This is a genomic window from Bacillus sp. Brlt_9 (assembly GCF_051948935.1).
GTDB lineage: Bacteria > Bacillota > Bacilli > Bacillales > Bacillaceae_G > Bacillus_A.
Genome location: NZ_JAYJLO010000001.1, coordinates 762,799 through 788,024, shown reverse-complemented (window position 1 = coordinate 788,024; position 25,226 = coordinate 762,799). Strand labels below are relative to the sequence as shown.

The following is a 25,226-nucleotide window of genomic DNA, read 5'->3' as shown; positions in this document are numbered from 1 at the left end:
ACTCCTTTAGCAAACCATTTATACACTCACATTTAACCATAACAACAATTACTTTAAATCGTCAAGGCAAAAAGCATATTTATTCATCTCATACATTTATGTTACACTTAAAATACCGAAATATAAGAATATTCAATGTTTCGTTATCTTAATTTAACTATTTAATAGAAAGGATTCTTACGATGCTACTTCCAAAAACCTTACAATACGGGGACACAATCGGCATTTATTCGCCCTCTTCACCAGCAACCTATACTTCTCCAAAAAGATTTGAACGAGCGAAATCTTACTTACAACAGAAAGGATTTCACATATTAGAAGGTTCACTAACAGGTCGATATGATTATTACCGTTCTGGCAGTATACAAGAGCGTGCCGAGGAACTGAATGCTTTAATAAGAAATCCTAATATATCTTGTATTATGTCGACAATTGGCGGTATGAACTCTAATTCAATACTACCTTATATTGATTATGACGCTTTTCAAAATAACCCTAAAATAATGATTGGTTATTCAGATGCAACAGCTTTATTACTTGGAATTTATGCAAAAACAGGAATTCCAACATTTTATGGTCCAGCACTCGTCCCCTCTTTTGGAGAATTTGAACCTTATGTTGATTATACATACAACTATTTTGCAGAAACATTACTACATGATCAAGCACTTCCTTACAATATAAAACCGCCTTTATTTTGGTCAGATGAATTTATTAATTGGGAAGAGAAGACGAAAGAAAAAGAACGTAGACCCAACAATTGGATTTCCGTAACGAATGGCCAAGCTACTGGACGTATTATTGGCGGGAATTTAAATACAATAGAGGGAATTTTGGGTAGCCCTTATATGCCAAGCATTCAAGAAGGCGATATTTTATTTATTGAAGATAGCTCAAAAGATGCAGCTACTATTGAAAGAAGCTTTTCATTGCTTAAAATTAACGGTGTATTTGATAAAGTTTCAGGTATAATTCTTGGAAAACATGAGCAATTTGATGATTGTGGTACAAATCGCAAACCTTACGAAATATTATTAGAAGTACTGCAAAATCAAAGAATTCCTTTACTTGCCGACTTTGATTGTTGTCATACCCATCCGATGGTCACTTTGCCTATAGGTGTTCAAATGAACATGGATGTAACTAATAAAACAATACATATTTTAGAAAAATGGAAGATATAAAGGACGCTTATATTATAGGAAGAAAATATGATAAACGTTTCCATTAGGAAACAAAAAAGGCTCCGTTCATCACGGAGCCTTTTTTTATTATTGTCCTAAATTTTGAACCTTGTCTTTCAATTCACGAACTTGATCTATCGTCTGCATAAGCTCAGAGTTTTTAAACTCTTCTACATTCACTTTTCCTTCTTCTATCTTCGTCATCGCCGTATCAATTAATGTATTTAACTTTTCGTTATATCCGACGATTTGTTGATGAAGATCCTTTGCTACATCAGGTGGCGTTAATTCATTGAATGCGGGTATATCTTGTTTAATTTCACTAAGCTTCATTTCTAACTCTTTTCGAGCTTCGCTATCATTAACGGCTTTTTCAGCTAATGCTGGTGCATCATTTGCAAATGCACTTATTTCATTTACATAGTCTGTCGCTTGTTGAGCATAATCTATGGAGTTCTTTCCTTGCTCTACTAGTGAACATCCCATTAAACCAATTGAAACTATACATACTAATAAAATTGATTTGATTTTCATTTTAGACTCCCTTCGTCATTATACTTGTCTGTAATCTTCTTTATCATAACTTCTAGCTAAATCACCTACAACCTTTTTCAAATAGATATTTAACCTCTCACATGCCCTATTATTGTTACAACATCTATTTCTATATGTACGCTAATAATATCTTCAATTATATCGGTATATCCTTGTCCTATAGCTGCTCCATAGTGTAATGTAAGCCCCTTCTTTTCATACACTGATTTCGGTACTGAAAAAATAAATCTCCTCAAGTTTCTTTCATCAGCAGGCTCCATAATTAAAACAATTCCATCCTCTTCAAACATATACACTCGCCCTCCAACTTTACATTCACTATGGCTCAGTATTGCCTTTGTCAGCTAAATTTAAAACCCAAAAAATAAGTTGCACATCTCTCTACAATTAAAATAAGAAGCATTAATTCTTTTTTAAGGTTTAATGCTTCTTCAAAACTTTGATTTAACTATCCATAATCCGTATTCAATTCCTCTCAATTCTTCATTTCCGGACAATATAGAGTACATCAGTTTCAGATAAACCAACTTTCCTCGCACTTCTCATTCCTTGTTTTTCAGCTATGTTATACAAATCAACCTTAAATCCTACATTCATTAATCGTTGTATAAATCCTGATTGATTATAAATTCTTACATGCTCTTCATGACCAAAAGCTAATTTTCTCAATTTTGGCGTTAAAATCAATTCATTCTCTATAATAATATCTACATTCATTACGATTGGAGCTTGAATAATTCCCCATCCATTTGTTTTTAATACTCTATATAACTCTCTCATCGCTTTTTCATCATCTTGAACGTACTGTAATACATGACCACATAAAATCACATCAAATGTATCATTTTCATATGGAATTCTAGTAACATCAATTTCCTGCATTAATGGATCCTTTGGTTCAATATCTCCACATACATATGTAATATTTTTATACTGATCAAACCAACTTCTTAACTTCGCTTCTGGTGCGATATGAAGTATAGTATCATTTCCACGTAATAAGTCCGTTTCCATTTCAATATATACACGATATAACCTTTCACGGTCCATCGAATCACATACCGGACAAATCCCCGTATCTTTATTCCACATCTCGAATTTATATTTTGGAAAATCGTAATGTTCTGGCCAAGGAGAAAATTTTTCAAATTGTTGATTGCAAAATTGACAATAGCAGACTTCTTTCTCAAATATACGATTAACTAGCTTATTAAGTTCCTTCTCTATCTTTTCATTATCAATTTGATTTAATTGACTATTTTTTACCACATTCTTAATTATTAACACCGCATTTTCCAAACAATGAGTTAAACATTCTTTATAATCTTGCTCACAATTTAAAAAACCACTATTATATGCATCTAGTATTAATTCAATCCATTCTTCAATTGTCTTTAATATAAATTGTATTTGTTTTTGATTTTCCCCACTATGTTGTCTAAAATAACTAAGGGGTTCCTCTATATAAACTACTTTCCCTTTCCTCATCATATCTAGCCATGTTGCAATGTCATTAATAGCAGCGTAACCCTTCCCCTTAAAACACCCAAAACTCCCTCCCAAAAATTTTCGATTAAACAGAACTGTTGTAGGCTCACCAACTACATTTTTTAAGTTTTTTAACATATAATCCCCTAATTCTTTCCCTTCAAAAAGTGTAGTTTCTTTGGCGATTTTCATATTCAATGTTGATGGTGGTAATACTTTTCCATTCTCATCAATGAATTCACGATATGACGTCACGAACGAAATGTTTTCTAGACTAAAAAAACAGTTCATCATTCTTTTAATCTTTTCAGGATGAAATAAGTCATCTTCTAATAAAAAGTTTATATAATCTCCATTTGCAAGTTCTATACACTTATTGAAGTTCTCTGCTTCTAATCGAGGTTTATTCTTAACATATGTAATACATTCATATTCACTTAAATATGGTTGGATCATTGCTTGAACTTCATCGTTTGTACTATCGTCAGAAATTATTATTTCAACATTTTCATATGTTTGATTCAAAGCACTTTTGAGAGCTAATTCCAAGTAATGAGGTTTATTATAGGTGGGAATCAGTATACTGACTTTCGGTAAATGAGAGTTGTTATTCCGATACTGTTTTTTCTTTTCTATATTTATTCCCTTTCGCTTAATTTGTCTGTAATAGTCTATTGTATATAATATTGATGATGGAACTAATTTTTTTGCATAGTCTAGGAAATTAGTTATCGCTTTATATAACTCTTTTTCAGTAGATAAAAACCCATACTTTTCTCCAACTATAATACTATGTGAAAAATCCTCTACTCCATCTATAAGTTTATTAGATTCATTCAACTGTTGACCTGGATGTAATCGGAAGTAACTAAGTGTCTCTGCTATATATACTGCTTTTCCTTTACTTAATAAAGATAACCATGAGGCTATATCTACATTACATAAATACCTTCTCTTATCAAAAATTCCATACGGCTCTTGTAAATCATTTTTACGAAATAAAACTGTTGTCGGTTCTCCAATATAATTTTTTTGCTCCACAATTACCCTATTTCCTAATTCAGTTCCCTCTATAATCGTATCCTCTTCAAATAAACGGACAGTTGAATAAATATGTCGTAGTTCTTTCCCTTTATCATCAATTACTTGACGATGAGATGTTACAAGTTTGATTTCATTATCTAGATCATTGACAAAATACTTCATCATTTTTTCAATTTTATTCATATGAAATAGATCATCATCCATTAAAAAATTTATATACTCACCGTTCGCTTCATTAAATAACATTAGCGCATTTTCAAATTGTCCGAGAGTTGACCTGTTTTTTATATAAATAATATTTGAATGATCACATAAGTATTTTTGTAACACTTTTTCCGTTTCGTCATTCGTGCTATCATCTCCAACAATAATTTCTATATTAGAATACGTTTGTTCTAATACACTACACAATGCTTTTTCAAAGTATCTAGGACGATTATAAGTAGGAATTAATACACTTACCAACGGAATTTGCTCTATCGCCTCTTCACTTTTTTCAAAATGATTCCCCATCTTTCCCCTCCATCTTTTCGCATATTATTTATATACGCGACATAATATCCCATTATTTAAACCGTATGAAACCTTTATACTTTTATGCAATCCCATAACAAAATATCCTACTTTTTATTCATTTGATTTATATCATAAAATAATGCGAGACAAATAAAACGTAACTTTCATCAAAGGGGCTTCTCCATCCCTTATAATTATCTCCCTCACCAATCGGACTTTTACGTACAGTTAATCTCCCACCTAACTTCCTCACATCAGCCGGATCTTGAGCTAAGAGTCTTATCCCCTGCAAATAGTGGGATAAATCTATGCCTTTATTTCTTAACAAAAAAATAGCTGCACCATTAGGCGTAGCTATTTTACAAGTATTACTTATTCAAACTATATTCCTTTATCTAAATCATAAAGCTTTCGATACTTCTCATTTTCTTTCAGAAGTTGTTCATGACTCCCTTGCATCACAATTTGACCTCGATCAAGGAATATAACTTCATCTACATGCTCAATTCCTACAAGGTGGTGCGTAATCCAAATTACTGTCTTTTCTTCTGTCGCAGAAAACATTGTTTCTATTAGAGACAATTCTGTCTTTGGATCTAAGCCGATTGTAGGTTCATCCAGCACAATGATTGGTGCTTCTTGCATGAGCGTTCTAGCAAAAGCAACCCGTTGTCTTTCCCCGCCAGAAAACCTTTTTCCCATTTCATGCATTTTTGTTTGTAATCCCTCTGGAAGGGTAGCAATATGCGAAGCTAATTGTGCTTTCTCTAAAGCTTTCCATATCTCTTCATCCGTAGCCTCTGGTTTACCAATTCGTACATTATTTCCAATTGTCGTATCGAATAAATGCGGCTTTTGATTCAATACAGAAATATATTTTGATAAAAGATTCGTATGAGCATGTTCACTATTTAATAAAACTTCACCATGTAACGGTCTTAGCGCACCTGTTAACAATTTTAACAAAGTAGATTTCCCTGTTCCGCTTCTTCCTAAAATGGCGATTTTCTTTCCTGCCTTTATTTGTAGTGATACTTCTTTCAATACGAATTCAATACTACCTGGGTAACTGTACGATACATGATTTAATTCAATGTCTATATGTTTTGATGCAGCATAATCTTTATCTCCATGTAATTCCTTTTCTTCGTGTAAAACATCATTACCTTCTATTTGATTTAGACGATGAGCAGATTCTACATATGATGGAATGCGATCAATAGCATCTGAAAGAGGAATAAGCGCGTTTGTGACAGATAACGTCATCAAGACGAAAGCCGCAATAACGGTAGGTGCAATTTGTTCACTTGCCGCCTGATTTCCAGTCCATATGATCATTGAAATAACTACAATACCAACTACTAATTGAATAATACTGTCCCGAATATGATTCCAGCGTTTCATTCTTTTTTCCGTTTTTAACAACTGCGCATTTTGTTCTACATACTTATCAATGAATTCATCTTTTCTACCACTTGCTTGCCAATCAGATAATCCAAAAACTGCGTCTGTTAGTTGTTGATACAAACGGTTTCTTCCTTGTTTTAAAGTAACATGATGTCGCTTCATTAAAAGTAATGATACAAATGGAAGTAGAAAGACGATAATCGCTAGCATACACCCTGCAATAAGTGCAAACACTACGTCAAACGCACCGATAACAAGTACGAATATGCTATATACAACTAATGCTAATATGCTAGGAAATATTGTACGTAAATATAGGTTTTGCAAATGCTCTATATCTTCGGATAACACCCCTAACATATCGCCCGTTTGAAAGCGTGAACGGAAAAATAACGCCTGCGGTTCTACTATTCTATATAGTTTCGTTCTCATTTTTTCTAATATGCGTAATACGACATCGTGTCCAACTAAACGCTCTAAATAATGAAATACCGCTTGCCCTATACTAAACGCACGTGTTGCAACGATAGGAACATATACAGCCATTACATTTTCTGGTCGAAGAGCAGATTTAGAGATTAAATAACCTGAAATAAAAAGTAACATCGCACCTGAACTAACTCCAAGAAGACCAAGGAAAATAGTTACAGTCATTCTACCTTTATTTTGCTGTATATAAGGTTTAATCCAGTTACTCATCTCTATCCCCTCTCTTTCCTATGAAAATGTAATGCCTCATTCTTTAAAAGCTCTTCATACGTTCCACTTTCTATCATTTCCCCTTTATTTAAAATAAGAATATGATCCATCTGTTTCATCCAGTGAAGACGATGCGTTGCAAGAAATACTAACTTACCTTCAAACAGGCGTAACATCGCTTGCTTTATTTCAAATTCAGTTTCTATATCAAGATGTGCCGTAGGCTCGTCTAATAAAATAATTGGCTTTTTACTTAAAAGTGCACGCGCCATAGCAACACGTTGTTCTTGCCCGCCACTAAGCATACGTCCACCTTCTCCAATTTTTTCGTACATCCCGTTCGGAAGCGATGTAACAAGTGAACGTAGACCAACTTCATTAATAACTCTTTCCACTTCTTCATCCGTTGTATTTGTTTCGTAAAAACAAATGTTATCTTTTAATGAAAGCGGGAAAATATAAGGTTGCTGCGGAATATAAGCAATATTCTTTTGCCACTCTTCACGAGTTGCCCCGTCAATTTCCACACCATTTACGATCATCTTTCCAGCTGAAGGAGTTAAAAATCCTGCTAATACGTCGATTAACGTTGATTTCCCTGCCCCACTTTCACCAATTACACCTATAGCGCCAGTGCCTTTCCAAGTAAAATCAATTCCCTCTAATATAGCTTTTTCAGATTCATCACTCTTTACTTTTACATTTTGTAATTTCAAGTTACTAGTTGAATTCCATATTAAGTCTACATTAGATTCTTTCTTTCCTATTTCTTTTTGTTGCTGTAAAATCTCTTCTATTTGCTCCATTGCTAGTTGTCCATCTAACGTAGCATGATAATTTGCTCCAACTTGTTTAATTGGCAGAAAATATTCCGGAGCTAAAATTAAAATTGTAAGGGCTGGCAGTAGTACAATTGTCCCATCTATTAAACGTATCCCTAATCCGACTGCCACAAATGCGATTGATAAACTCGTAAAGAAATCTAATGCAAAAGAAGAAAGAAAAGCAACTCGCAAAGTACGCATCGTTGCTTTTCTATATCTTTTACTTACTTTTTCAATCTTTCCTTCGTGCTGTTTACTTTTACCTAAATACTTTAATGTTTCTAACCCTTTTAACGTATCTACAAAATGATTAGAAAGTACACGATATGTCTCATACTGACTATCCGCCATTTTCTGCGCTGCTAATCCGAGTAGAATCATAAATATAATTACGATAGGAATCGTTACAACTAAAATGATTCCAGACTCAATATCTAGCGTAAAAACATATAGTACAATTAGTCCCGGTACGATACTACTTCTAATCATTTTAGGAATTGTTAATTCAATATATGTTTTAAATTTCTCAATACCTTCTATTGATAAGGTAACCAGATGACCCGTTCCAGCAGTTTGAACATACCGTGGACCTAATGTGAAATACGCCTCTATTAATTGTTTTCTCAGTAGCGATCCTGTTTTTTCAGCGAAACGTTCCACTAATATTTGCGATACTCGAACTAGCATGTGACGTACTGCAAACGCGACTCCAAAATAAAACGTTTCATTTAACACAGATTGCACTGTTTCTCCTTGAAATAAAAACGTAATAGCCCTCGCTAAAAACACTGTTTGTGCAATAATACTAAAAGCTTCTAAAATGCTAATGATTGTTAACACTACATATAAAACTCGGCTACCAGGATACGACGGAAGTCCTCTTTTTCTTTTCATTAGTACTCCAAATCTTTATCTGACTTAACAGGTTGTCTAAACACATAGAAACTCCATATTTGACTTCCCAAAACAAATGGCAATATAGCAATTGAAAAATACGTCATCAGTTTTAGTGCATAATCTCCTGATGCTGCATTATAAATTGTTAAATCGTATATTGAGCCTAACGAGCTAATTAAGACACGTGGGAACATGCCGGCAAACACACTCGCACTTAGTAAAATGATTGTTAAACTCGTCATAACGAAAGCCCAACCATCTCTTCTTCTTTTATTTAATAATGTTGATGCACATAATGCTACAAAAGCGCCAATCGGAACCATAATCCACTCTGTACCATGACCAGTGAATATATCTGTTTTCCATAACCCTACACCGGCAAAAATTAGAAGTGCTATAATTGCAAGCGGTGCAATTTTCAACGCAGCAATACGTGCGCGTTCTCTTAACTTACCAGTTGTACGTATAGTAAGGAATTGCAATCCGTGAACAATACATAGCAGAAGGAACATAACTCCTCCAAGTAATGCAAATGGATGTAGTAATTGTAAGAATCCACCTACAGCATTTTTCGTCTCATCAATTGGAATACCTACCATAAAGTTAGCAATGGCAACTCCCCAAAGAATAGGCGGTAGTAAACTTCCTAAAAACATACCCCAATCCCAAAAACCTTTCCATTTATGATTATCTATTTTCGCACGGAATTTAAAGGAAACACCTCTAATAATTAAAGCGAGAAGCATAAATACAAACGGAATGTAAAACCCGCTAAATAAAGTTGCATACCAGTGCGGGAATGCTGCGAACATAGCTCCACCTGCACAAACAAGCCATACTTCATTCGCGTGCCAAAATGGACCAATTGTATTTAAGTAAATTCTTTTCTCTAAATCGTTTTCCCCTAAAAACCTTGAAACTATACCTACACCGAAATCGAAACCTTCAAGTACAAAGAAGCCTACGAATAAAACTGCAATAATGATAAACCACAACTCATTAAGAGATAACATACTCATCCTCCTTATCAAATGGATCATGGCTTTGAGAATCCTGTTTCGCTTTCTTATTCTCATGTCCTTTAATAGTACGAACGAATAAGTAAATAGTAATTCCACCTATAATTAAATATAGTGATGTGAACGAAACTAAAGAGAATAATACTTCTCCGAACGTAACATTTGGAGATACAGCATCTTCCGTTTTCATAACACCGAAAACTACCCAAGGCTGACGTCCCATTTCAGTCATAATCCATCCTACTGTATTACCGATAAACGGTAGTGCAATTGCATACACCATTAATTTTAAATACCAAGTTTTTTCAGCTAATCGATCTTTTCTTGATAAGAACCATCCGTACGCTCCTAGAAGAAGCATAAACGTTCCACTCATTACCATCGCTCTAAAACTCCAGAACATAGTGTGTACTGGTGGAATATAGTCTCCAGGCCCATATTTTTCTTCATATTGCTTTTGAATTTGATTCATCCCTTCTACTTGACCGCTAAATTTATCAAATGATAATAGACTTAGCATATAAGGGATTTGAATTTCAAACGAGTTTTCTTGCTTCTCTGCATCAATTTTCGCAAATACTGTAAATGGCGCTGGATCTTCACTCGTATTCCATAACGCTTCAGCTGCTGCCATTTTCATTGGATGTGTCTTAATTAATTGTTGTGCTTGCGCATGACCGAAGAATAATACTAGCGCAGTTGTAAGTGTTCCAACAATGATAGAAATGCGGAACGATTTTTTAAACACTTCAGTTTCTTGAGCTTTCGTTATTTTCCATGCACTCACACCTGCAATAAAGAATGCACCAGTTGCAATCGCCGCTGTAATTGTATGCGGGAATTGTACCCATAATTGTGGGTTTTGAATAATCGCTAAGAAATCATTCATTTGTGCACGTCCATCTGCTGCCATTTCATATCCTACTGGCGATTGCATAAATGCACTTGCAGTTAAAATCCAAAATGCTGATAACATTGTTCCAATTGAAAGGAGCCAAATACATAACAAATGAATTCGCTTCGGTAATTTGTCCTCACCGAATACCCATAAACCTAGGAATGTAGACTCTATGAAAAATGCTAATAACCCTTCAATTGCAAGTGATGGACCAAACACATCACCTACGAAACGTGAATAGGTTGACCAGTTCATGCCAAACTGGAATTCTTGTAAAATACCAGTTACTACACCTACCGCAAAGTTAACTAGGAATATTTGTGTCCAAAACTTCGTCATCTTCTTATAAATTTCTTGTCCCTTTACCACGTATAACGTTTGCATTAACGCAATGATAAAAGCTAAACCAATAGACAGCGGAACAAAAAAGTAATGGAAAATCGTTGTTGATGCGAATTGTATTCGTGCCAATTCGAGCGTTTCCATACTACAATCACTTCCTTCATAATTTTTTATATCGTAATTTCAATTGAGTTGTATGAATAAAACAACTCAAATCTTAGAAATATAGAAAGATAAATTTGTTTATGTACTTTTAGAAAATATAAATTTTCAGTTTTCAAGATAATTACAAAAGAACTTTCTCATAAAATTTACCTTTTCACTATTTCAGTAGTGTTTTATCCGTTAATCGAATTGTATAATATACCTGCATAGTAAATTCAGCTGATTTTTGACGTATTATTGACATCATTTTGTCTGAAATATGTCTTTTGTCATTTTTTTGAATTAGATTTTTCTCATTAATAAAATGTATTTTTTAATATAAGACTTACTTCCATATCAATAAAATAATCATTTTTCTCTTCATACACTTGACTTTCACGCAAAAAAATGTCCTCTAAACCAACGGGGAAATCAGTTGGTTTTTTGTCAATAGAAAAATATATTTCTAAAATTCAAACACGAAATAATGTTATTCAAAAATAGAAAATACCCTCCCTCTTTCTAGACTAAAAATTCATTTTTTTGTCATTTTTCCAAACTGAATTCATACATAAAAAAATACCGAGAATCGATTAGACTCTCGGTATTTTTTAAATTATTTTGCTGTATGTTTTCTAACAGCTGGTAAAATTTCAGTAGCAATTAATTCGATGTTTTTCTCAATTTGATTAAGTGGTACACCACCAAAATCAATTTGTGCCATAAAACGTTGTTGCCCAAACAATTCATATTGGTAAAGCATTTTTTCAATAATTTGTTGCGGGCTACCAACCATTAACGCGTCACGGTAATCTACCGCATTTGTAAATTGTTCTTTCGGATACCCACCACCACGCAGTGTAAGCATACCAGCATTAATATGAGGATAGTATTCATTAAATGCATCTTGTGAATTTTTTGCTGTATAAAATAAACTCGTTGTTGCAACTGGCAAACTTGCTGGATTAAATCCACTTTGCTCAGCAGCCTCACGATAAGCATCTACTGATCCTTTAAAGTTAATAGCTGGACCACCTAGTGTTGTTATCATCATTGGCACACCCGCGCGTCCTGCTTTAATGGCACTAGCTGGTGGGCCACCAACTGCACGCCAAATTGGTAAGTTATTATTTTTAGCTCTTGGAATAACCGATGCATGTGCAAGCGGCGCTCTGAACTGTCCGTTCCATGTTACATATTCCTCTTTATTAATTTTCAATAAAAGATCCATCTTCTCTTCAAATAACTCTTCATAATCATTCACGTCATAACCAAGTAAACTATATCCCCCAATACGGGACCCACGACCAGCCACGATTTCTGCACGTCCATTAGAAATCAAGTCAATTGTAGCAAAATCCTCATATACTCGTACCGGATCAGATGTACTTACGATCGTTGCTGAACTTGCAATTTTTATATTTTTTGTAGCTTGTGCAATAGCCCCTAAAATAACTGTATGAGCTTGCGTTGTAAAATGCGTTTGATGACTTTCACCGACAGCAAATACATCAAGTCCAGCTTCATCCGCTAACTTAGCTGTCTCAATTAATTCATGAATTCTTTGTTCTGCACTAATTTTCTCTCCGTTATGTGGGTTTAATACATGATCCCCAATTGAATATAATCCAAACTCCATTCCTTTACTTGTATCCATACGGTATTTTTCCATAGTTGCTCTCTCCTTTAATGAAGTGTTATTAGTTTCTCTTTTTAAAACGTTGGTAAGTCACATGTATATCCCTATTACCTACACCTTCACTTGATTAGTCAATTGATGGTGTAAAAAAAATTACTCATGTGGTAATTCTTTTTTCTCACTATGTTTATGAACTTTCGTCATTAGCTCGTATAATATTTTCTGCTCTTCTTCATTTAATACATCATCAAAAAAAGATGATTGAAATGCAAGTTGCTCTGGCAATGCTCTCTCTAAAGCTGCTTCCCCTTGCTCTGTCAAACTAATTGTTTTCGTTTTCCAATCTTGCTTTCGTACAATATATCCTTCTTTTTCAAGACGAGTTAACATTCGAGAAATACCACCTTGTGTAACAGTTACCTTTTCAGCTAACTCCATTTGCGTTAGTGGTTGATACGTACGTATTTGCAAAAGCACATCAAATTGAGCTGTCGTTAAATCAAATCGTTTTAAAAACTCATTTGACATCTGATTACTTTGGTTCGTAAATCGTATTAAACGTAACCATATTAATGACCCTATCGTATTATCACGCATATTTGATCACTTCCTATCGTGAATCTTACTATCACTTTACTACGCAAGTGATAAAAAAGCAAGAGAAAAAGTGAAAAATATCTCATTAGAAAATAACGATAAGAAAGAATTCATATTCAAATGAATTCTTTCTTATCGTTATTCTTAACTTTCCATTTCATTCATTGCTATATTTAAAGCTGCCACCGCTTTTGGCCAGCCAACATAAAAAGCCATATGTGTTATTAATGCAATCATTTCATTCTCCATAATTCCATTTTGCTTTGCCAGCCGCAAATGAAATGGTAATTGTTCTGTCTGATTAAGACTAATTAATGCCGCCACTGTACATAAACTTCTTTCTCGTAATGTTAAAGTGTCATCCCGCCACACTTCCCCGAACAATATCTCTTCACTATACTGAGCAAATGCAGGTGCCTTTTCTCTCATTTTCTCTTGAATACAATATTCAATGGATTCATTCATCATTTCACTCCCCCTTCACTTTTACCAATTGTGCCAATCCTTGACCAAATGACCAATTTTCAGCAGATGTCTCATTTAGCGTAATAAAAATATCTGCACTTTTTATACTAGAACATTCAGAGATCTTCGAGGATATCGACTGATACAGATCACTTTTCTGTTTTATCGTTCTTCCCGGTCCACATGTAATAGAAACATAAATCATATTATTTGTTCTCTTTTCTCCTCCTTCCAACAAATAATATGGATTATATAAAAAGTGATTTTGCGAGTAAGATAATAACAGTTGAAAATAATCATTTTCAGGGATGTTAAAATTTTCAATTAATGAAAGATGAATACATTCACCTATCTTTTTAATCTCTTCTTCATTTAGTTTATTTTCATGATAATAAACGTTCACAAAAGGCATACATTTTCATTCCTTTTCTTAATTTAACTTCTACAATTTTTCAAAGTGAAATGTGTAAAACCTCATATATTGTAATTTCCTCTATCTCTTCAATTTCAGGCTTTACTTCATAAAATTCAAACTGACTATACCCCCACTTATCTGGGTTATACACTATTACATTCCCTTTACACTCTTCTGTATTTTGAACATTCTGATTAAAAATTTTAAATTGAGTTCCAATCAATGAATTATTTTGAGGGATACTCCCTGTATATTCAACAACATATCTACATTTTTTAAAATCATCACTTAGATTAACAACTAATGGAACACCTATATTTATTTGTTGCCACCCAAACGATTGTAAAATATTATCGTAATACCCTTCAAATATGAATTTATTCATCCCTTTATGACCATTCCAAATATATAAAGGTGCATAACAGTTATAGAAATTCCCGTCTTTACCTGCCTCAGTAATTAAATAAGCTTTAAAATTTAGGTCTTGAAAACCATCCGTTTTATACCCATTATCCATTACCCTTTTCTTAATAATCTTCATGTCATAATCTTTCGGCAAAATGATCTTATATTGCATTCCAATCATGTTTATCACTCACTTTCTATCTTATATACAAAATGATAAACCGATAATTGACTAACGTAAAATAGGTATAAATTATGTTTAATATCATTTATAATGATACCGTATAAGGGGCTGTGATAAATGGAAATAAATGATCTTATTATATTCAAAACTGTAGCTGGCGAAGGTTCTATTAGTAAAGCTGCTAAAGAGTTAGGATATGTTCAGCCAAACGTAACTGAACGAATCAAAAAATTAGAACAAGAATTAGAAACTCCTTTACTACATAGAGATAATAAAGGCGTTTCCTTATTACCTTCTGGTGACATTTTATTAGACTATACGAATCAAATATTAACTTTAGTAGAAGAAGCGAAAGTTAAAATTAAAACGAGTGGTTCTTCTTATATAATAGCGACGTCACAATCTATTTTGACCAATTATGTAAGTAAGCGTATTAAAGAAAATTTCAGGAATTATCAAATATATGTAGAAAATAGTAGTCATTTGCATAAATTACTGCAACAACAAAAAGTTGATATGGTCATTACTTATGAAGATGATCCCAATGCTGCTTTTAAAAAAGTATTTACTGCTTCCATTTCCGTAGGCTTATTACAAGCGAAAGGAGCGCCTATCATTGACTATTCAAAGGAACTCTTCTTCGTTAGTAATGACAAAAAGTGCCCTTTTAGAAATAAGACGATACAATTTCTAACAGATAATAATTTATCTCAACTTCAACTCCAACAATTAGATTCTTATTCGCTTATGGAAGAGTTTATTCAGGACGGTAAAGGAATAGCCTTTTTACCGATTAAAAATGATAACTTAGTGCCCATTGAAGATGTTCCAATTGAGAAATTAGCTGTTCACTTTTTTACAAATCAAAACTCTTTAAAACAAATACCTAATGAATTATTTGATTAGGATAATATCTTTAAACTAACTAATTACACCCACCCATAAAAATCCCTCCTTTACGAATCTAAAAGAGGGATTTTCATATTCTATACAATTGATTTTTCACACATTTTGCTCCACTTCTGCACTTTTCTCCTTCTTATTCCGTTTCATATTCTTCAAACTCTTTACCGTTCCAACTAATCCTTTCGGGAAAACTAGCAATACGATAATGTACAATAACCCAAGAATAATCGTCCATCGTTCAAAAATCGGATACGCTGTAGCTAGTTCTGATAAATAATATTTCAGTGATTCAATAATTCCAGCTCCAGCAATTGCTCCAATTAACGTTCCAACGCCTCCAATCATCGTCATCAATAATGCATTTAATGTCATTTCAATTGAAAATACAGTTGTATTAACAAAGCGCAGTGTAATAACAAATAAACCACCACTAATCGCAGCTACTACTCCTGCCACAATACTAGCAATAATTTTATAATGAAGAACTTTATATCCTAGTGCTTCCACACGTTGCTCATTTTGTGAAATTGCCTTTAATACTTTTCCAATAGAAGATTTGGTGAAAAGACGTAACAGAACAAAAATGATAAGTAAACATATAAGTGTTACATAATAAAACGTAAAACGATCACGGAATACGTCTGGTACACCAAATGTAAAACCATCCCCTCCGTGAGTGAGCCCACGCCATTTTTCAGCAAGTACGAAAAACAACTGTGAAATAGCAAGTGTTAACATCGCATAAAAATGACTTTTCAGCCGCAAAGAAAGCAAACCGATTATATAACTAACGATTGCTGAAATGATAATTGCAGCTACTATCCCTATGAAAAAGTTTGTTATGGATACTCCTTGCCGATCAAATAAAAGCGCTACGCCATATGCTCCTATTCCAAAGAACATACAATGTCCAAATGATACAATTCCTGTATATCCAAGCAATACATCAAAACTCATTGCAAAAATAGCAAAGATGAAGATTTGAGTGAACAAAATTAACAAACTACGTGAATCATTTACGAATGGAAATACACTTAAACAAATGAGCATACATACTCCGAAGTATACTTTAATTCGATTTGATGTGCTGTTCACCATTTCACCCCTTTTCACCAACAAGTCCATTTGGCTTCACGATTAAGAAAAATAGTAACATTAACATATTGATTGCAAGTGATAAATCTGGTATAAAATACGCTGTAAAAGCACCAGCTAATCCGACAATTAAAGAAGCGATTGCCGAACCTTGTACGCTTCCTAATCCTCCAATGATTACTACTATGAAAGCTAAAATCGCATACTGCATACCCATCTCAGCGAAAATAACGCCTGAATACGGTGCTAATAAGAATCCTCCCAACGCTGCCATCCCTGCTCCTAATAAAAAGACGAAAGAAAATATCGCTTTTACGTTAATACCGAGCGCTTGAACCATCTCTTTATCCATTACGCCTGCACGTATCATAAGACCTATCTTTGTTTTTTTGAGCAATAATAGTAAGGCAATGTAAATGATGATCCCAATTAAAATAACGAATAAACGATATTTAATTAATATAACGCCTCCAAATGTAAAACTTCCTTGTAGCCATAATGGTAATTTTGCAGCAATTGGATTAGGTCCCCAAAATACTTTAATACATTCACTAAGTACAAGCATTCCTCCAAGCGTCACAAGAAGCTGGCGAACATGATTTCCATATACCGGTCTAATAAGAAATCTTTCTAAAATGAATCCAAGGAACATTCCCATAGCTATTGCCCCAATTAAAGCTAATACATAACTACCTGTCATATTAAATAGCCAAACACCTGTAAACGCTCCCCACGCAAATAAACCACCATGTGCGAAGTTTAGAACGCTCATTAAACCGAAAATCAGTGAAAGACCTGATGCTAATAAAAAAATGAGCATCCCTGTTGAAATCCCATTTACAAATAAATTAATTAACACATCCATCCTTCTCACCTCGGATTCATGTTAAGAGATTCCTAAATATTTATGACACATTTCCTTATCCTCTTTTAATTCATGCATAAAACCGTTATGAACAATTTTTCCGTTATCCATAATATAAAAGTAATCACCAATTTGACTAGCCATCATAAAATTTTGTTCAACGAGTAAAACTGTTGTTTTCTCCTTCATTTTCAAAATGGCTATCATTAACTTTTCTATCATAATAGGGGACAAGCCTTTACTCGGTTCATCAATAAGTAATAAACCATCACTATTAATAAATGCTCTTGAAATTGCTAGCATTTGCTTTTGTCCTCCGCTTAATAGTCCGCTTTTTTTGTACCAAAACTGCTTTAAATCTGGAAATAGTTCAAGCATCCACTCAATTTTTTCTTCCGCTTCTTCTCCCTTTCCCCTAGCAAGAGCGAATGTTTCTTCTACTGTCAGATCGTGAAAAATACCTTGATTTTCTGGTACATACCCTATTCCTTTCCTTGAAATTACATGTGTAGATAATCCATTTACTTGTGTGCTATCATAATAAATTTCACCATGTGCAATATGATGAAATCCCATAACCGAACGTAATGTCGTAGTCTTCCCTGCACCATTTCTTCCAAACAGTACAGTAATCGTTCCTTTCTCAACAGCAAGAGATACCCCTTGTAAAATATGAAACTGATCTAAATACGTCTCTATATTATTCACTTGTAATAGTGCCACTATATAATCCCCCTAAATAAGCACTTTGTACTCGCTCATCTTTCATAATTTCTTCGGGCAAACCTTCAGCCAATAACTCTCCATGGAATAAAACGATAAGATGATCTGACAAACCTAGTACCATATCCATTTTGTGTTCAATAAGTACAATTGTACTCTCTGGATGTTTCTTAATATTTTCAATCACTTGTAAAATAGCCGGTACCTCTTCAACTGATATACCTGCGGTCGGCTCATCAAGCAGTAACACATCCGTTTTTAAAGCTAATAACATCGCAAGCTCTAACTTTCGTTTTTCTCCATGCGCTAAATCTTTCGCTAATACATGTTCTTTCTCCTGAAGTAATACTGTTTTTAAGAAACGTCTCGCCTCTCCAACTTGTTGCTTAAATTTTGCCGAACTTGGAAAAAAACTATAGTAATCTTGCACGAATGATTGAACACTTAAACGAACATTTTCAAGTACTGTTAACTCCGGGAATATATTTGTAAGTTGAAAAGAACGACCAATTCCTAATCGCGTTCGATCCGAAATTGATAATTTTGTAATCTCTTGTCCTTTAAAATATACTTCACCCTTCGTTGGAGAAATTTGTCCACTTAGTAAATTAAATAACGTTGTCTTTCCTGCACCATTCGGTCCAATAATGGAAATGAGCTTTCCTTTTTGTACTGTTAAATTCACATCTTTAATAACATGATGCTCGCCAAAAGATACGCTAAGATTTTTCGTTTCTAGCAAATGTGTCACAAAATCCCTCCCTTTAAAGCTTTAAGTATGAAGGAAATACGTATAAAGAGGGTATGCCCCTCTTTATACAAAAACAACAGAAAATTCAGTCTATTTATTTTGAACTGGTGGTTCTGTCTCTTTCATCGTTAATTCTCGCTCTAATACTGGCACTGGATAATCAACACCACCCTGCTTTTTCAATGTGATAGAATACAGTGTCTGCATCGCTTGGTGATCCTTTTCTCTAAACTTCATCTTTCCTTTCGGTGTATCAAATTCCATTCCTTCCATTTTCTTAATTAATGTATCTACATCTGTATCACCTTTTGTTTTCTTTAAAGCTTCTACAATTGAAATTGCCGCTGACATTCCTCCTGCTGTAAATAAATCTGGCACCGCACCATTAAATCGTTTTTTATGTTCTTCCACTAACCAATCATTCACCTTATTTTTCGGGAGTGTGTGATAATAAACAGAAAAACCTTGCATTCCTACTAACGCATCCATAGTTTTTAATGCTGGTATATCTGGTGCACCTGTAGAAATTTTAATACCTTGCGCTTCCACATTCATATCTTTTAACTGTTTCCAAGGTGAGTTTGCCCCTGCCCAAACGATAAATAAATAGTCTGGTTTTGAGCTAATGATATTTTGAATATTTGCAGTGAAGTCAGTCGAATTTGTATCTGCGTATTGCTCGTTTACAATATTTGCCCCTAATTTCTTCGCTCCAGCTTTAAATGCTGCAATTCCCTCACGGCCGTAAGCATTATCTTGTGCTAATGTTGCTATTTTCACATCTTTTTTAGCGATTGCCGCCGCACCAGCGACTGCATCTTGAGAGGAATTTCTACCTGTTCTAAAAATATATTTATTCCAGTTCTTCCCGGTAATACTATCAGCTACTGCTGGTTCTACAACCATTATTTTTTCATATTCTTCAGCTAATGGTAAAACCGCTAATGTATCACTTGAACTAGACGATCCGACTAAAAAATCGACTTTCTCTTCTTCTAATAACTTCGTAGCTTTTTTAACCGCTACATCAGCTTTTGTTTCCGTATCTTCTACAACAAACTTAATCTTCTTCCCTTCAACTTTGCCAGTTCCACCAGTTGCATAGTCTAACCCTAATTCAAATCCGTTCATGGTTTGTTTTCCATATGATTCTAATGGACCTGTTAATGAAGCAAGAACACCTACCTTAATCGTCTTGTCACCCTCTGTACTTGTTTTCTTTCCTGAACAAGCTGCCGTTATTAATAATGAACCTAAAACACAACCAGTAGCCATCATTCTTAGCCATTTACGTTTTTTCATCGACATTGTTATCCTCCCCATACTTTACTTTCTGATAGAATCAAACACGCCAAAGTTACCCAACCGTAATTATGACTTTGCCTTTGAATCATACAAACAAATCTGTTAAAAAATTTAATGAAGTACCTTTACATTCGCCGCCCCTTTCCAAATACCTCCATTTTCCATATGTTCATTTAGAATTTTTCACCACCTAATCACAGTAGCTGCCCACGTATACCCAGTCCCTGCACTAACTACTACTGCAATATCTCCGGTCTGTAATTTTCCCTGTTCATTTGCAAAGTGAAGACCAATGCAAGGATCAAGCGCTGACATATGTCCATAATGATCTAAATATACAACTTGTTCTTCTGCTAGCCCTAGCCCCTGTATCAATTCTATTAACATAGAACGTTTTGTATGCAGTGGTAACAATACTTTAATATCTTTAGGAGTAAATCCACTTTTTCTTAACGACTCCCGAATAACCTTATCGAAATTAGGAGTTGAAATCCTGTCTAGACGTTCTTTCATACTAATAGGATCTATTACATCAATATAATGCTGTCGATTCTCAACTGTATCGTAGCTCGCAACCTGCTTCGATCCACCTGCTGGAATACGAACATCTTCATGAAATGAACCATCTGTTATAATCGCACTTCCTAATATTTCACCGTTTCTAGCGTCTTTTTTCACTAAAGCTGCACTTCCGCCATCAGCGAAATTAAACATAAAACGCGAGCGTGGATTATCATAATCTACAATTTGAGATTCTTTACATCCACCTACTAATAATATATTTTTAATTGAGTTATCGGAGTAGAGCATATCTTTTGCGACTTTGAGAGCAATAGGAAAGCAAGAACTAACATTCATAATTTCAAAAGCATAAGCATTTTTCAATCCAAGTTCATGCTGAATTTTGGGGGCACTAGACCATACGTGGTAATCTTTATGTGGACTGCCAAAATAAATGACTACATCAATAGATTGAGGATCTACTTGTGATAATATTGGCTTTGCAGCAGCAATAGCTAAATCTGATGCATGCATCGTTTCATCTGCGACATGTTTTTCATATAATCCAAACTTTTCTATAATAATGTGCTCAGGAATACCTGTTTTTTTAGATAGGTCTGCAGCCGTCTCTACGTCTTTTGGGAAGAAAACACCAGTCGATTCAATCCCAATATTCATTAGACTACTCCTCCTTCTTTTGGTACCATCATTGTAGCTACACCTGTTAATACTAAATCTCCTTTTTGGTTATGACACTCTGTTAACAATTTCAAAACTCTCTTTTCTATCATAAATTCTTGTACTGTAGCCGTTGCTGTAATTGTATCTCCTATAAAAACTGGCGCTGTAAATTTAATAGTTTGCTCCATATAAACGGATCCTTTTCCAGGTAAATGAATACCAAGCAATTGCGATAATAGACTAGAAGTTAGTAAACCATGTGCTATTCTTTGATTAAATCTAGTTTTTTTCGCATACTCATGATCAATATGGATCGGATTAAAATCCCCACTTAAACCTGCAAATAATACAAAATCCGTTTCTGTTATTGTTTTACTACATGACGCCTTTTGACCCGTGCTGTACATCGTCATCTCTTCACCTACTTTTCAATTGATTTGCTAACTGTGCTTTTTGAATTTTACCAGTTGCATTTTTAGGCAATTCTTTTAGAAAAATAATTTCTTTCGGTAGTTTATATTTTGCTAGAAATAAACGACAATGTTCAATGACTTCCTTTTCAGTTAATCCACTGCTACTCTTTTTTACAATAAAGGCGATTGGAATCTCTCCCCACTTTACATGTTTCCTACCAACGACCGCTACCTCATATACGTCCGAAATCTGATTAATGACCTGCTCTACTTCAAGTGGATAAATATTTTCACCACCGGAAATTATCATTTCTTTTTTTCTACCGACAATGTATACAAAACCATCTTCATCAACTTTAGCTAAATCTCCCGTATATAACCAACCATCTTGAATCGTTTCTTTTGTTGCATCTGGTCGATTCCAGTACTCTTTCATTACATTCGGCCCTCTTATAAGTAACTCTCCAACTTCACCGATTTCAACCTTATTTTTGTTTTCATCAATAAGTATATAATCACAAAACAGAACCGGTTTCCCAATTGAACCTACTTTACGTCTTGCATCTTCTTCTGAAAGCATAAATACGGTTGGTGATGTTTCAGTCATGCCAAAGCCTTGCCCAAATAAAAATCCTCTATCTATAAATTCTCTCATCAACTCTTCTGGACATGGAGCACCACCGTTATAAAACCAGCGGACTGATTGTAAATTTGTAGTTTCAAACTTTGCGCAATTAATGCTTGATGAATTGTAGGTACTCCCATCACTACAGTCACTTTATGTTTTTCTATCATGGAAAGAGCTGTGGTTGGTTCGAATTTTCTTGGAATAATAATTACCCCACCTGCAAATAAAGTTGGAAATGCGAATAAACCAATCCCACCAATATGAAATAAAGGTAATAATACAATAGAGCGGTCGTGAATAGTTAGATCAATCGCAAATGTATTATTTAGCGCATTCCAAAACATATTGTCTTGTGTAAGTACAGCTCCTTTCGGTTTTCCAGTTGTCCCTGAGGTATAACATATAATAAAGGATGCGCTTTCATTTATCTCTTCAAAGTTATCCATTTTTTTATCTTCTATTTCTTTTAAACTTTTAATCGAAATCACACTTTGTACATACGATATCTTCTGCATTGACAGTGCCATATTTTGAAATGTTTCCTCTACAAATAACAATGTAGTCCCACTATCTTTTAACTGAAATATTAGTTCATTTTCTGTTAACCTTATATTCAGTGGAACAGCAATACATTCTACTTTTGCTATAGCGAATAAAAGCACAATATATTCCAAGCTATTTTGCGATAAAATAGCTATCCTTTCTCCTTTTTGCACATGTAAACCGTAAATTAAATATGCGGCTACTTTATTTACATACTCATGTAACTGTTTATATGTCATTTCCTCCTCATCTGTAATAATGGCAATGCGATCTGGATGTAAATAGGCCCGTTTTTCAATCCAATAAGCAATGCCTTGCATATGTTCCCCACTCCCTTATCTCTTTCTCAATCCTTCAAATATTAATGACATCGCTGCTTCAAATACATCTTCTGGAACATCTTTCTCTTCCCAATAACCCCATCGCATACCTAGAAATTGCCCAATTGACATAAGACAATACGCAATTGTTTCTGTATCAAGTTGTTTAAACTCTCCCGCTTCCATACCAGCTGATAAACTTTTTAAAAATCCGTTTGCGAGCTTTGCATAGTACCATCTATATAAATTATCATCAACAACTACCGCCTGTTGTACAATGTTATATAGATTAGGACGATCTTTCACCCACCGAAAAAATGCCTGAAAACCTCTTCTTTGTGCCTCTTCATAACTTGATATCCCCTTCATTTCTTCTTTAATAATTAAGCGTAACTCACGGTTCAATCTGCGAATCAATTCATCAAATATATCTTTTTTAGATGGAAAGTAATTATAGAAAGTTCCGTGCGCTACCTTTGCTTCTTGTGTAATATTCACGATAGAAGCCTCGTAATATCCTTTACTACCAAATACCTCTTCTGCAGCACACAATAAATTCTCTCTCGTTTCTAATCCTTTTGTTGTTAGGTTTTTTACATCCATTATTATTTTTTCTGACACCTGAATCACCTCTTAGATTTGATTATAAATATATTTCTGAATTTTACAATTATTATTGTTAGACAAAATCTGCAAGTGTTTTTCTACATACAAAAAGGCCTAACTAAAAAAATAAGTTAGGCCTTTAATCTTAATTAGAATTATTTTCTACTTTCTCTAACACTTCAGCCAATTGTTTCTTATCTAGCCCTTCCCCTATTACTACCAAGTTCGTTGGGAAACCAAAGTCTTGTTCCAGTAAAGTTGGTACCCCAAATGAATATTGGAATAGGTGCGGGTATTTATCTCCATGGAATTTCACAAATCCTTTTACACGATAAATACTATCTGGTAAATTTGAAAGCCATTCATATAAATTGTCTTGATCAATCGATTTCGTAAATTGATATGTCATCGTTTGTATATGTAAATGCTGTTTGACATGTAGTGTCTCATGTTCCGCGTCATTTGCAAATTCAGCTTCTTCTATGTCTCCTAAAGATATATTACAATATTTTGTTTCAAACAATTTCGCATGATTATTTATCTCTTTCACTTCTTCTATTACTTTGTTCTTATCCGCATCTGTTAGTAAATCTGATTTATTAATTAAAATGTGGCTACCAAACTTCAGTTGCTCATGCAATAATTGCTGAACGTTTGCACTTAATACACTTCGATTTAACCACCTTACTGCATCTAATACAACGACAATTGATTTCACTTCTAAGAAAGGTGCTAAAATTGGTGATACACATGCATCTAACACTTCAATTGGATGCGCAACACCTGTCGTTTCAATATATATGACATCTGGTCTTTCTTGCTGATATAACGAATGCAATTGTATTTCAAGCTCTTCTTTTAGCGTACAACAAATACATCCTTTCAGAAGTTCTCTTAAAACATTCTCTTTTCCAATAATATCGGTATCTACCGAGTATTCACCAATTTCATTCATTAATACTGCAACTTTTCTATTTTTCTTTTTCTCCGCTAACAATAAATTTTGTAATAATGTTGATTTTCCACTACCTAAAAAGCCACCTAATATATGAATTTCTACTTTATTCATGTGATCGACCATCCATTTCTTTACTTTAAACGTATTCAAAGCGTAATAATTACGATTTATATTAATTATTTTATTAAAAGAATAGTGATTTGTAAATA

Annotated in this window: 23 protein-coding genes and 1 pseudogene; 2 read left to right on the top strand and 22 right to left on the bottom strand. The window is 34.0% G+C overall.

Going from position 1 to position 25,226, the window contains the following annotated elements; translation table 11 throughout:
• Window positions 1-182: 182 nt before the first annotated feature.
• A complete protein-coding gene (locus VF726_RS04030; protein ID WP_440166040.1) occupies window positions 183-1,184 on the top strand; it encodes a S66 family peptidase in 1,002 nt (333 codons plus the stop codon).
• Window positions 1,185-1,271: 87 nt separating this feature from the next.
• On the opposite strand, the gene VF726_RS04025 is transcribed toward VF726_RS04030, so the two are convergent.
• From VF726_RS04025 to VF726_RS03970, 12 genes are all read right to left on the bottom strand, one after another.
• Window positions 1,272-1,718 carry a DUF6376 family protein gene (locus VF726_RS04025; protein ID WP_440166039.1) on the bottom strand — a complete coding sequence of 149 codons (447 nt, stop codon included), beginning with the start codon at window positions 1,716-1,718 and terminating at the stop codon, window positions 1,272-1,274.
• An 89-nt stretch (window positions 1,719-1,807) separates the two neighbouring features.
• Window positions 1,808-2,029 (bottom strand): hypothetical protein, encoded by a 222-nt coding sequence (locus VF726_RS04020; protein WP_440166037.1) that lies wholly within the window; start codon window positions 2,027-2,029, stop codon window positions 1,808-1,810.
• 193 nt (window positions 2,030-2,222) lie between these two features.
• Window positions 2,223-4,784 carry a glycosyltransferase gene (locus VF726_RS04015; RefSeq protein WP_440166035.1) on the bottom strand — a complete coding sequence of 854 codons (2,562 nt, stop codon included), beginning with the start codon at window positions 4,782-4,784 and terminating at the stop codon, window positions 2,223-2,225.
• A 384-nt stretch (window positions 4,785-5,168) separates the two neighbouring features.
• Window positions 5,169-6,893, bottom strand: a complete 1,725-nt coding sequence (cydC, locus tag VF726_RS04010) for a thiol reductant ABC exporter subunit CydC (protein WP_440166033.1) — start codon at window positions 6,891-6,893, stop codon at window positions 5,169-5,171.
• A 2-nt stretch (window positions 6,894-6,895) separates the two neighbouring features.
• Window positions 6,896-8,611, bottom strand: coding sequence for a thiol reductant ABC exporter subunit CydD (gene cydD / locus VF726_RS04005; protein ID WP_440166031.1), 1,716 nt, complete (start codon window positions 8,609-8,611; stop codon window positions 6,896-6,898).
• Complete coding sequence (cydB, locus tag VF726_RS04000; protein WP_016088315.1) at window positions 8,611-9,627, bottom strand: cytochrome d ubiquinol oxidase subunit II; 1,017 nt, start codon at window positions 9,625-9,627, stop codon at window positions 8,611-8,613. Before cydB ends, cydD begins: the two co-directional genes overlap by 1 nt.
• Window positions 9,614-11,017, bottom strand: coding sequence for a cytochrome ubiquinol oxidase subunit I (cydA, locus tag VF726_RS03995; protein WP_071757893.1), 1,404 nt, complete (start codon window positions 11,015-11,017; stop codon window positions 9,614-9,616). The genes cydB and cydA overlap by 14 nt, the downstream gene beginning before the upstream one ends.
• Window positions 11,018-11,633: 616 nt before the next feature.
• Entirely contained in the window at window positions 11,634-12,689 is a 1,056-nt protein-coding gene (locus VF726_RS03990; RefSeq protein WP_440166028.1) for an LLM class flavin-dependent oxidoreductase, read from the bottom strand.
• A 120-nt stretch (window positions 12,690-12,809) separates the two neighbouring features.
• Window positions 12,810-13,253 (bottom strand): MarR family winged helix-turn-helix transcriptional regulator, encoded by a 444-nt coding sequence (locus VF726_RS03985; protein WP_001205521.1) that lies wholly within the window; start codon window positions 13,251-13,253, stop codon window positions 12,810-12,812.
• Between the two features lie 144 nt (window positions 13,254-13,397).
• The gene (locus tag VF726_RS03980) at window positions 13,398-13,721 is read right to left on the bottom strand and encodes a carboxymuconolactone decarboxylase family protein (RefSeq protein ID WP_440166026.1); all 324 of its coding nucleotides are present in this window, start codon (window positions 13,719-13,721) and stop codon (window positions 13,398-13,400) included.
• Between the two features lies 1 nt (window position 13,722).
• Window positions 13,723-14,130 (bottom strand): tautomerase family protein, encoded by a 408-nt coding sequence (locus VF726_RS03975; protein ID WP_440166024.1) that lies wholly within the window; start codon window positions 14,128-14,130, stop codon window positions 13,723-13,725.
• Window positions 14,131-14,170: 40 nt separating this feature from the next.
• Window positions 14,171-14,719 carry a DUF4865 family protein gene (locus VF726_RS03970; RefSeq protein WP_440166022.1) on the bottom strand — a complete coding sequence of 183 codons (549 nt, stop codon included), beginning with the start codon at window positions 14,717-14,719 and terminating at the stop codon, window positions 14,171-14,173.
• Window positions 14,720-14,839: 120 nt separating this feature from the next.
• Here VF726_RS03970 and VF726_RS03965 point away from each other — a divergent pair, with 120 nt between their 5' ends.
• The gene (locus VF726_RS03965) at window positions 14,840-15,628 is read left to right on the top strand and encodes a LysR family transcriptional regulator (RefSeq protein WP_440166020.1); all 789 of its coding nucleotides are present in this window, start codon (window positions 14,840-14,842) and stop codon (window positions 15,626-15,628) included.
• Window positions 15,629-15,724: 96 nt separating this feature from the next.
• Here the strand turns inward: VF726_RS03965 and VF726_RS03960 are convergent, their stop codons facing one another.
• From VF726_RS03960 to VF726_RS03915, 10 genes and pseudogenes are all read right to left on the bottom strand, one after another.
• Window positions 15,725-16,678 carry a branched-chain amino acid ABC transporter permease gene (locus VF726_RS03960; RefSeq protein WP_046197779.1) on the bottom strand — a complete coding sequence of 318 codons (954 nt, stop codon included), beginning with the start codon at window positions 16,676-16,678 and terminating at the stop codon, window positions 15,725-15,727.
• 49 nt (window positions 16,679-16,727) lie between these two features.
• A complete protein-coding gene (locus VF726_RS03955; protein WP_440166018.1) occupies window positions 16,728-17,588 on the bottom strand; it encodes a branched-chain amino acid ABC transporter permease in 861 nt (286 codons plus the stop codon).
• Window positions 17,589-17,609: 21 nt separating this feature from the next.
• Window positions 17,610-18,311: a branched-chain amino acid ABC transporter ATP-binding protein gene (locus VF726_RS03950; protein ID WP_046197657.1), complete on the bottom strand. Its 702-nt coding sequence runs from the start codon at window positions 18,309-18,311 to the stop codon at window positions 17,610-17,612.
• On the bottom strand, window positions 18,289-19,062 hold the full coding sequence (locus VF726_RS03945) for an ABC transporter ATP-binding protein (RefSeq protein WP_046197658.1): 774 nt from the start codon (window positions 19,060-19,062) through the stop codon (window positions 18,289-18,291). Before VF726_RS03945 ends, VF726_RS03950 begins: the two co-directional genes overlap by 23 nt.
• A gap of 90 nt (window positions 19,063-19,152) precedes the next feature.
• Window positions 19,153-20,370: a substrate-binding domain-containing protein gene (locus tag VF726_RS03940; RefSeq protein WP_000062023.1), complete on the bottom strand. Its 1,218-nt coding sequence runs from the start codon at window positions 20,368-20,370 to the stop codon at window positions 19,153-19,155.
• 180 nt (window positions 20,371-20,550) lie between these two features.
• The gene (locus tag VF726_RS03935) at window positions 20,551-21,546 is read right to left on the bottom strand and encodes a 3-oxoacyl-ACP synthase (protein WP_440166014.1); all 996 of its coding nucleotides are present in this window, start codon (window positions 21,544-21,546) and stop codon (window positions 20,551-20,553) included.
• Complete coding sequence (locus tag VF726_RS03930) at window positions 21,546-21,962, bottom strand: MaoC family dehydratase (RefSeq protein WP_001976845.1); 417 nt, start codon at window positions 21,960-21,962, stop codon at window positions 21,546-21,548. The genes VF726_RS03935 and VF726_RS03930 overlap by 1 nt, the downstream gene beginning before the upstream one ends.
• Before the next feature lie 4 nt (window positions 21,963-21,966).
• A pseudogene (locus VF726_RS03925) lies at window positions 21,967-23,453 on the bottom strand (o-succinylbenzoate--CoA ligase).
• Between the two features lie 15 nt (window positions 23,454-23,468).
• Window positions 23,469-24,074, bottom strand: a complete 606-nt coding sequence (locus VF726_RS03920) for a TetR/AcrR family transcriptional regulator (protein WP_440166012.1) — start codon at window positions 24,072-24,074, stop codon at window positions 23,469-23,471.
• Between the two features lie 130 nt (window positions 24,075-24,204).
• Entirely contained in the window at window positions 24,205-25,128 is a 924-nt protein-coding gene (locus VF726_RS03915; RefSeq protein ID WP_440166010.1) for a CobW family GTP-binding protein, read from the bottom strand.
• Window positions 25,129-25,226: the final 98 nt, after the last annotated feature.

Excerpts from the sequence above, each read along its gene's own strand:
- VF726_RS04030 (WP_440166040.1), top strand. The coding sequence starts at position 183 with ATGCTACTTCCAAAAACCTTACAATACGGGGACACAATCGGCATTTAT.
- VF726_RS04025 (WP_440166039.1), bottom strand. The coding sequence starts at position 1,718 with ATGAAAATCAAATCAATTTTATTAGTATGTATAGTTTCAATTGGTTTA.
- VF726_RS04020 (WP_440166037.1), bottom strand. The coding sequence starts at position 2,029 with ATGTTTGAAGAGGATGGAATTGTTTTAATTATGGAGCCTGCTGATGAA.
- VF726_RS04015 (WP_440166035.1), bottom strand. The coding sequence starts at position 4,784 with ATGGGGAATCATTTTGAAAAAAGTGAAGAGGCGATAGAGCAAATTCCG.
- cydC (WP_440166033.1), bottom strand. The coding sequence starts at position 6,893 with ATGAGTAACTGGATTAAACCTTATATACAGCAAAATAAAGGTAGAATG.
- cydD (WP_440166031.1), bottom strand. The coding sequence starts at position 8,611 with ATGAAAAGAAAAAGAGGACTTCCGTCGTATCCTGGTAGCCGAGTTTTA.
- cydB (WP_016088315.1), bottom strand. The coding sequence starts at position 9,627 with ATGTTATCTCTTAATGAGTTGTGGTTTATCATTATTGCAGTTTTATTC.
- cydA (WP_071757893.1), bottom strand. The coding sequence starts at position 11,017 with ATGGAAACGCTCGAATTGGCACGAATACAATTCGCATCAACAACGATT.
- VF726_RS03990 (WP_440166028.1), bottom strand. The coding sequence starts at position 12,689 with ATGGAAAAATACCGTATGGATACAAGTAAAGGAATGGAGTTTGGATTA.
- VF726_RS03985 (WP_001205521.1), bottom strand. The coding sequence starts at position 13,253 with ATGCGTGATAATACGATAGGGTCATTAATATGGTTACGTTTAATACGA.
- VF726_RS03980 (WP_440166026.1), bottom strand. The coding sequence starts at position 13,721 with ATGATGAATGAATCCATTGAATATTGTATTCAAGAGAAAATGAGAGAA.
- VF726_RS03975 (WP_440166024.1), bottom strand. The coding sequence starts at position 14,130 with ATGCCTTTTGTGAACGTTTATTATCATGAAAATAAACTAAATGAAGAA.
- VF726_RS03970 (WP_440166022.1), bottom strand. The coding sequence starts at position 14,719 with ATGATTGGAATGCAATATAAGATCATTTTGCCGAAAGATTATGACATG.
- VF726_RS03965 (WP_440166020.1), top strand. The coding sequence starts at position 14,840 with ATGGAAATAAATGATCTTATTATATTCAAAACTGTAGCTGGCGAAGGT.
- VF726_RS03960 (WP_046197779.1), bottom strand. The coding sequence starts at position 16,678 with ATGCTCATTTGTTTAAGTGTATTTCCATTCGTAAATGATTCACGTAGT.
- VF726_RS03955 (WP_440166018.1), bottom strand. The coding sequence starts at position 17,588 with ATGGATGTGTTAATTAATTTATTTGTAAATGGGATTTCAACAGGGATG.
- VF726_RS03940 (WP_000062023.1), bottom strand. The coding sequence starts at position 20,370 with ATGTCGATGAAAAAACGTAAATGGCTAAGAATGATGGCTACTGGTTGT.
- VF726_RS03935 (WP_440166014.1), bottom strand. The coding sequence starts at position 21,546 with ATGAATATTGGGATTGAATCGACTGGTGTTTTCTTCCCAAAAGACGTA.
- VF726_RS03930 (WP_001976845.1), bottom strand. The coding sequence starts at position 21,962 with ATGACGATGTACAGCACGGGTCAAAAGGCGTCATGTAGTAAAACAATA.
- VF726_RS03915 (WP_440166010.1), bottom strand. The coding sequence starts at position 25,128 with ATGAATAAAGTAGAAATTCATATATTAGGTGGCTTTTTAGGTAGTGGA.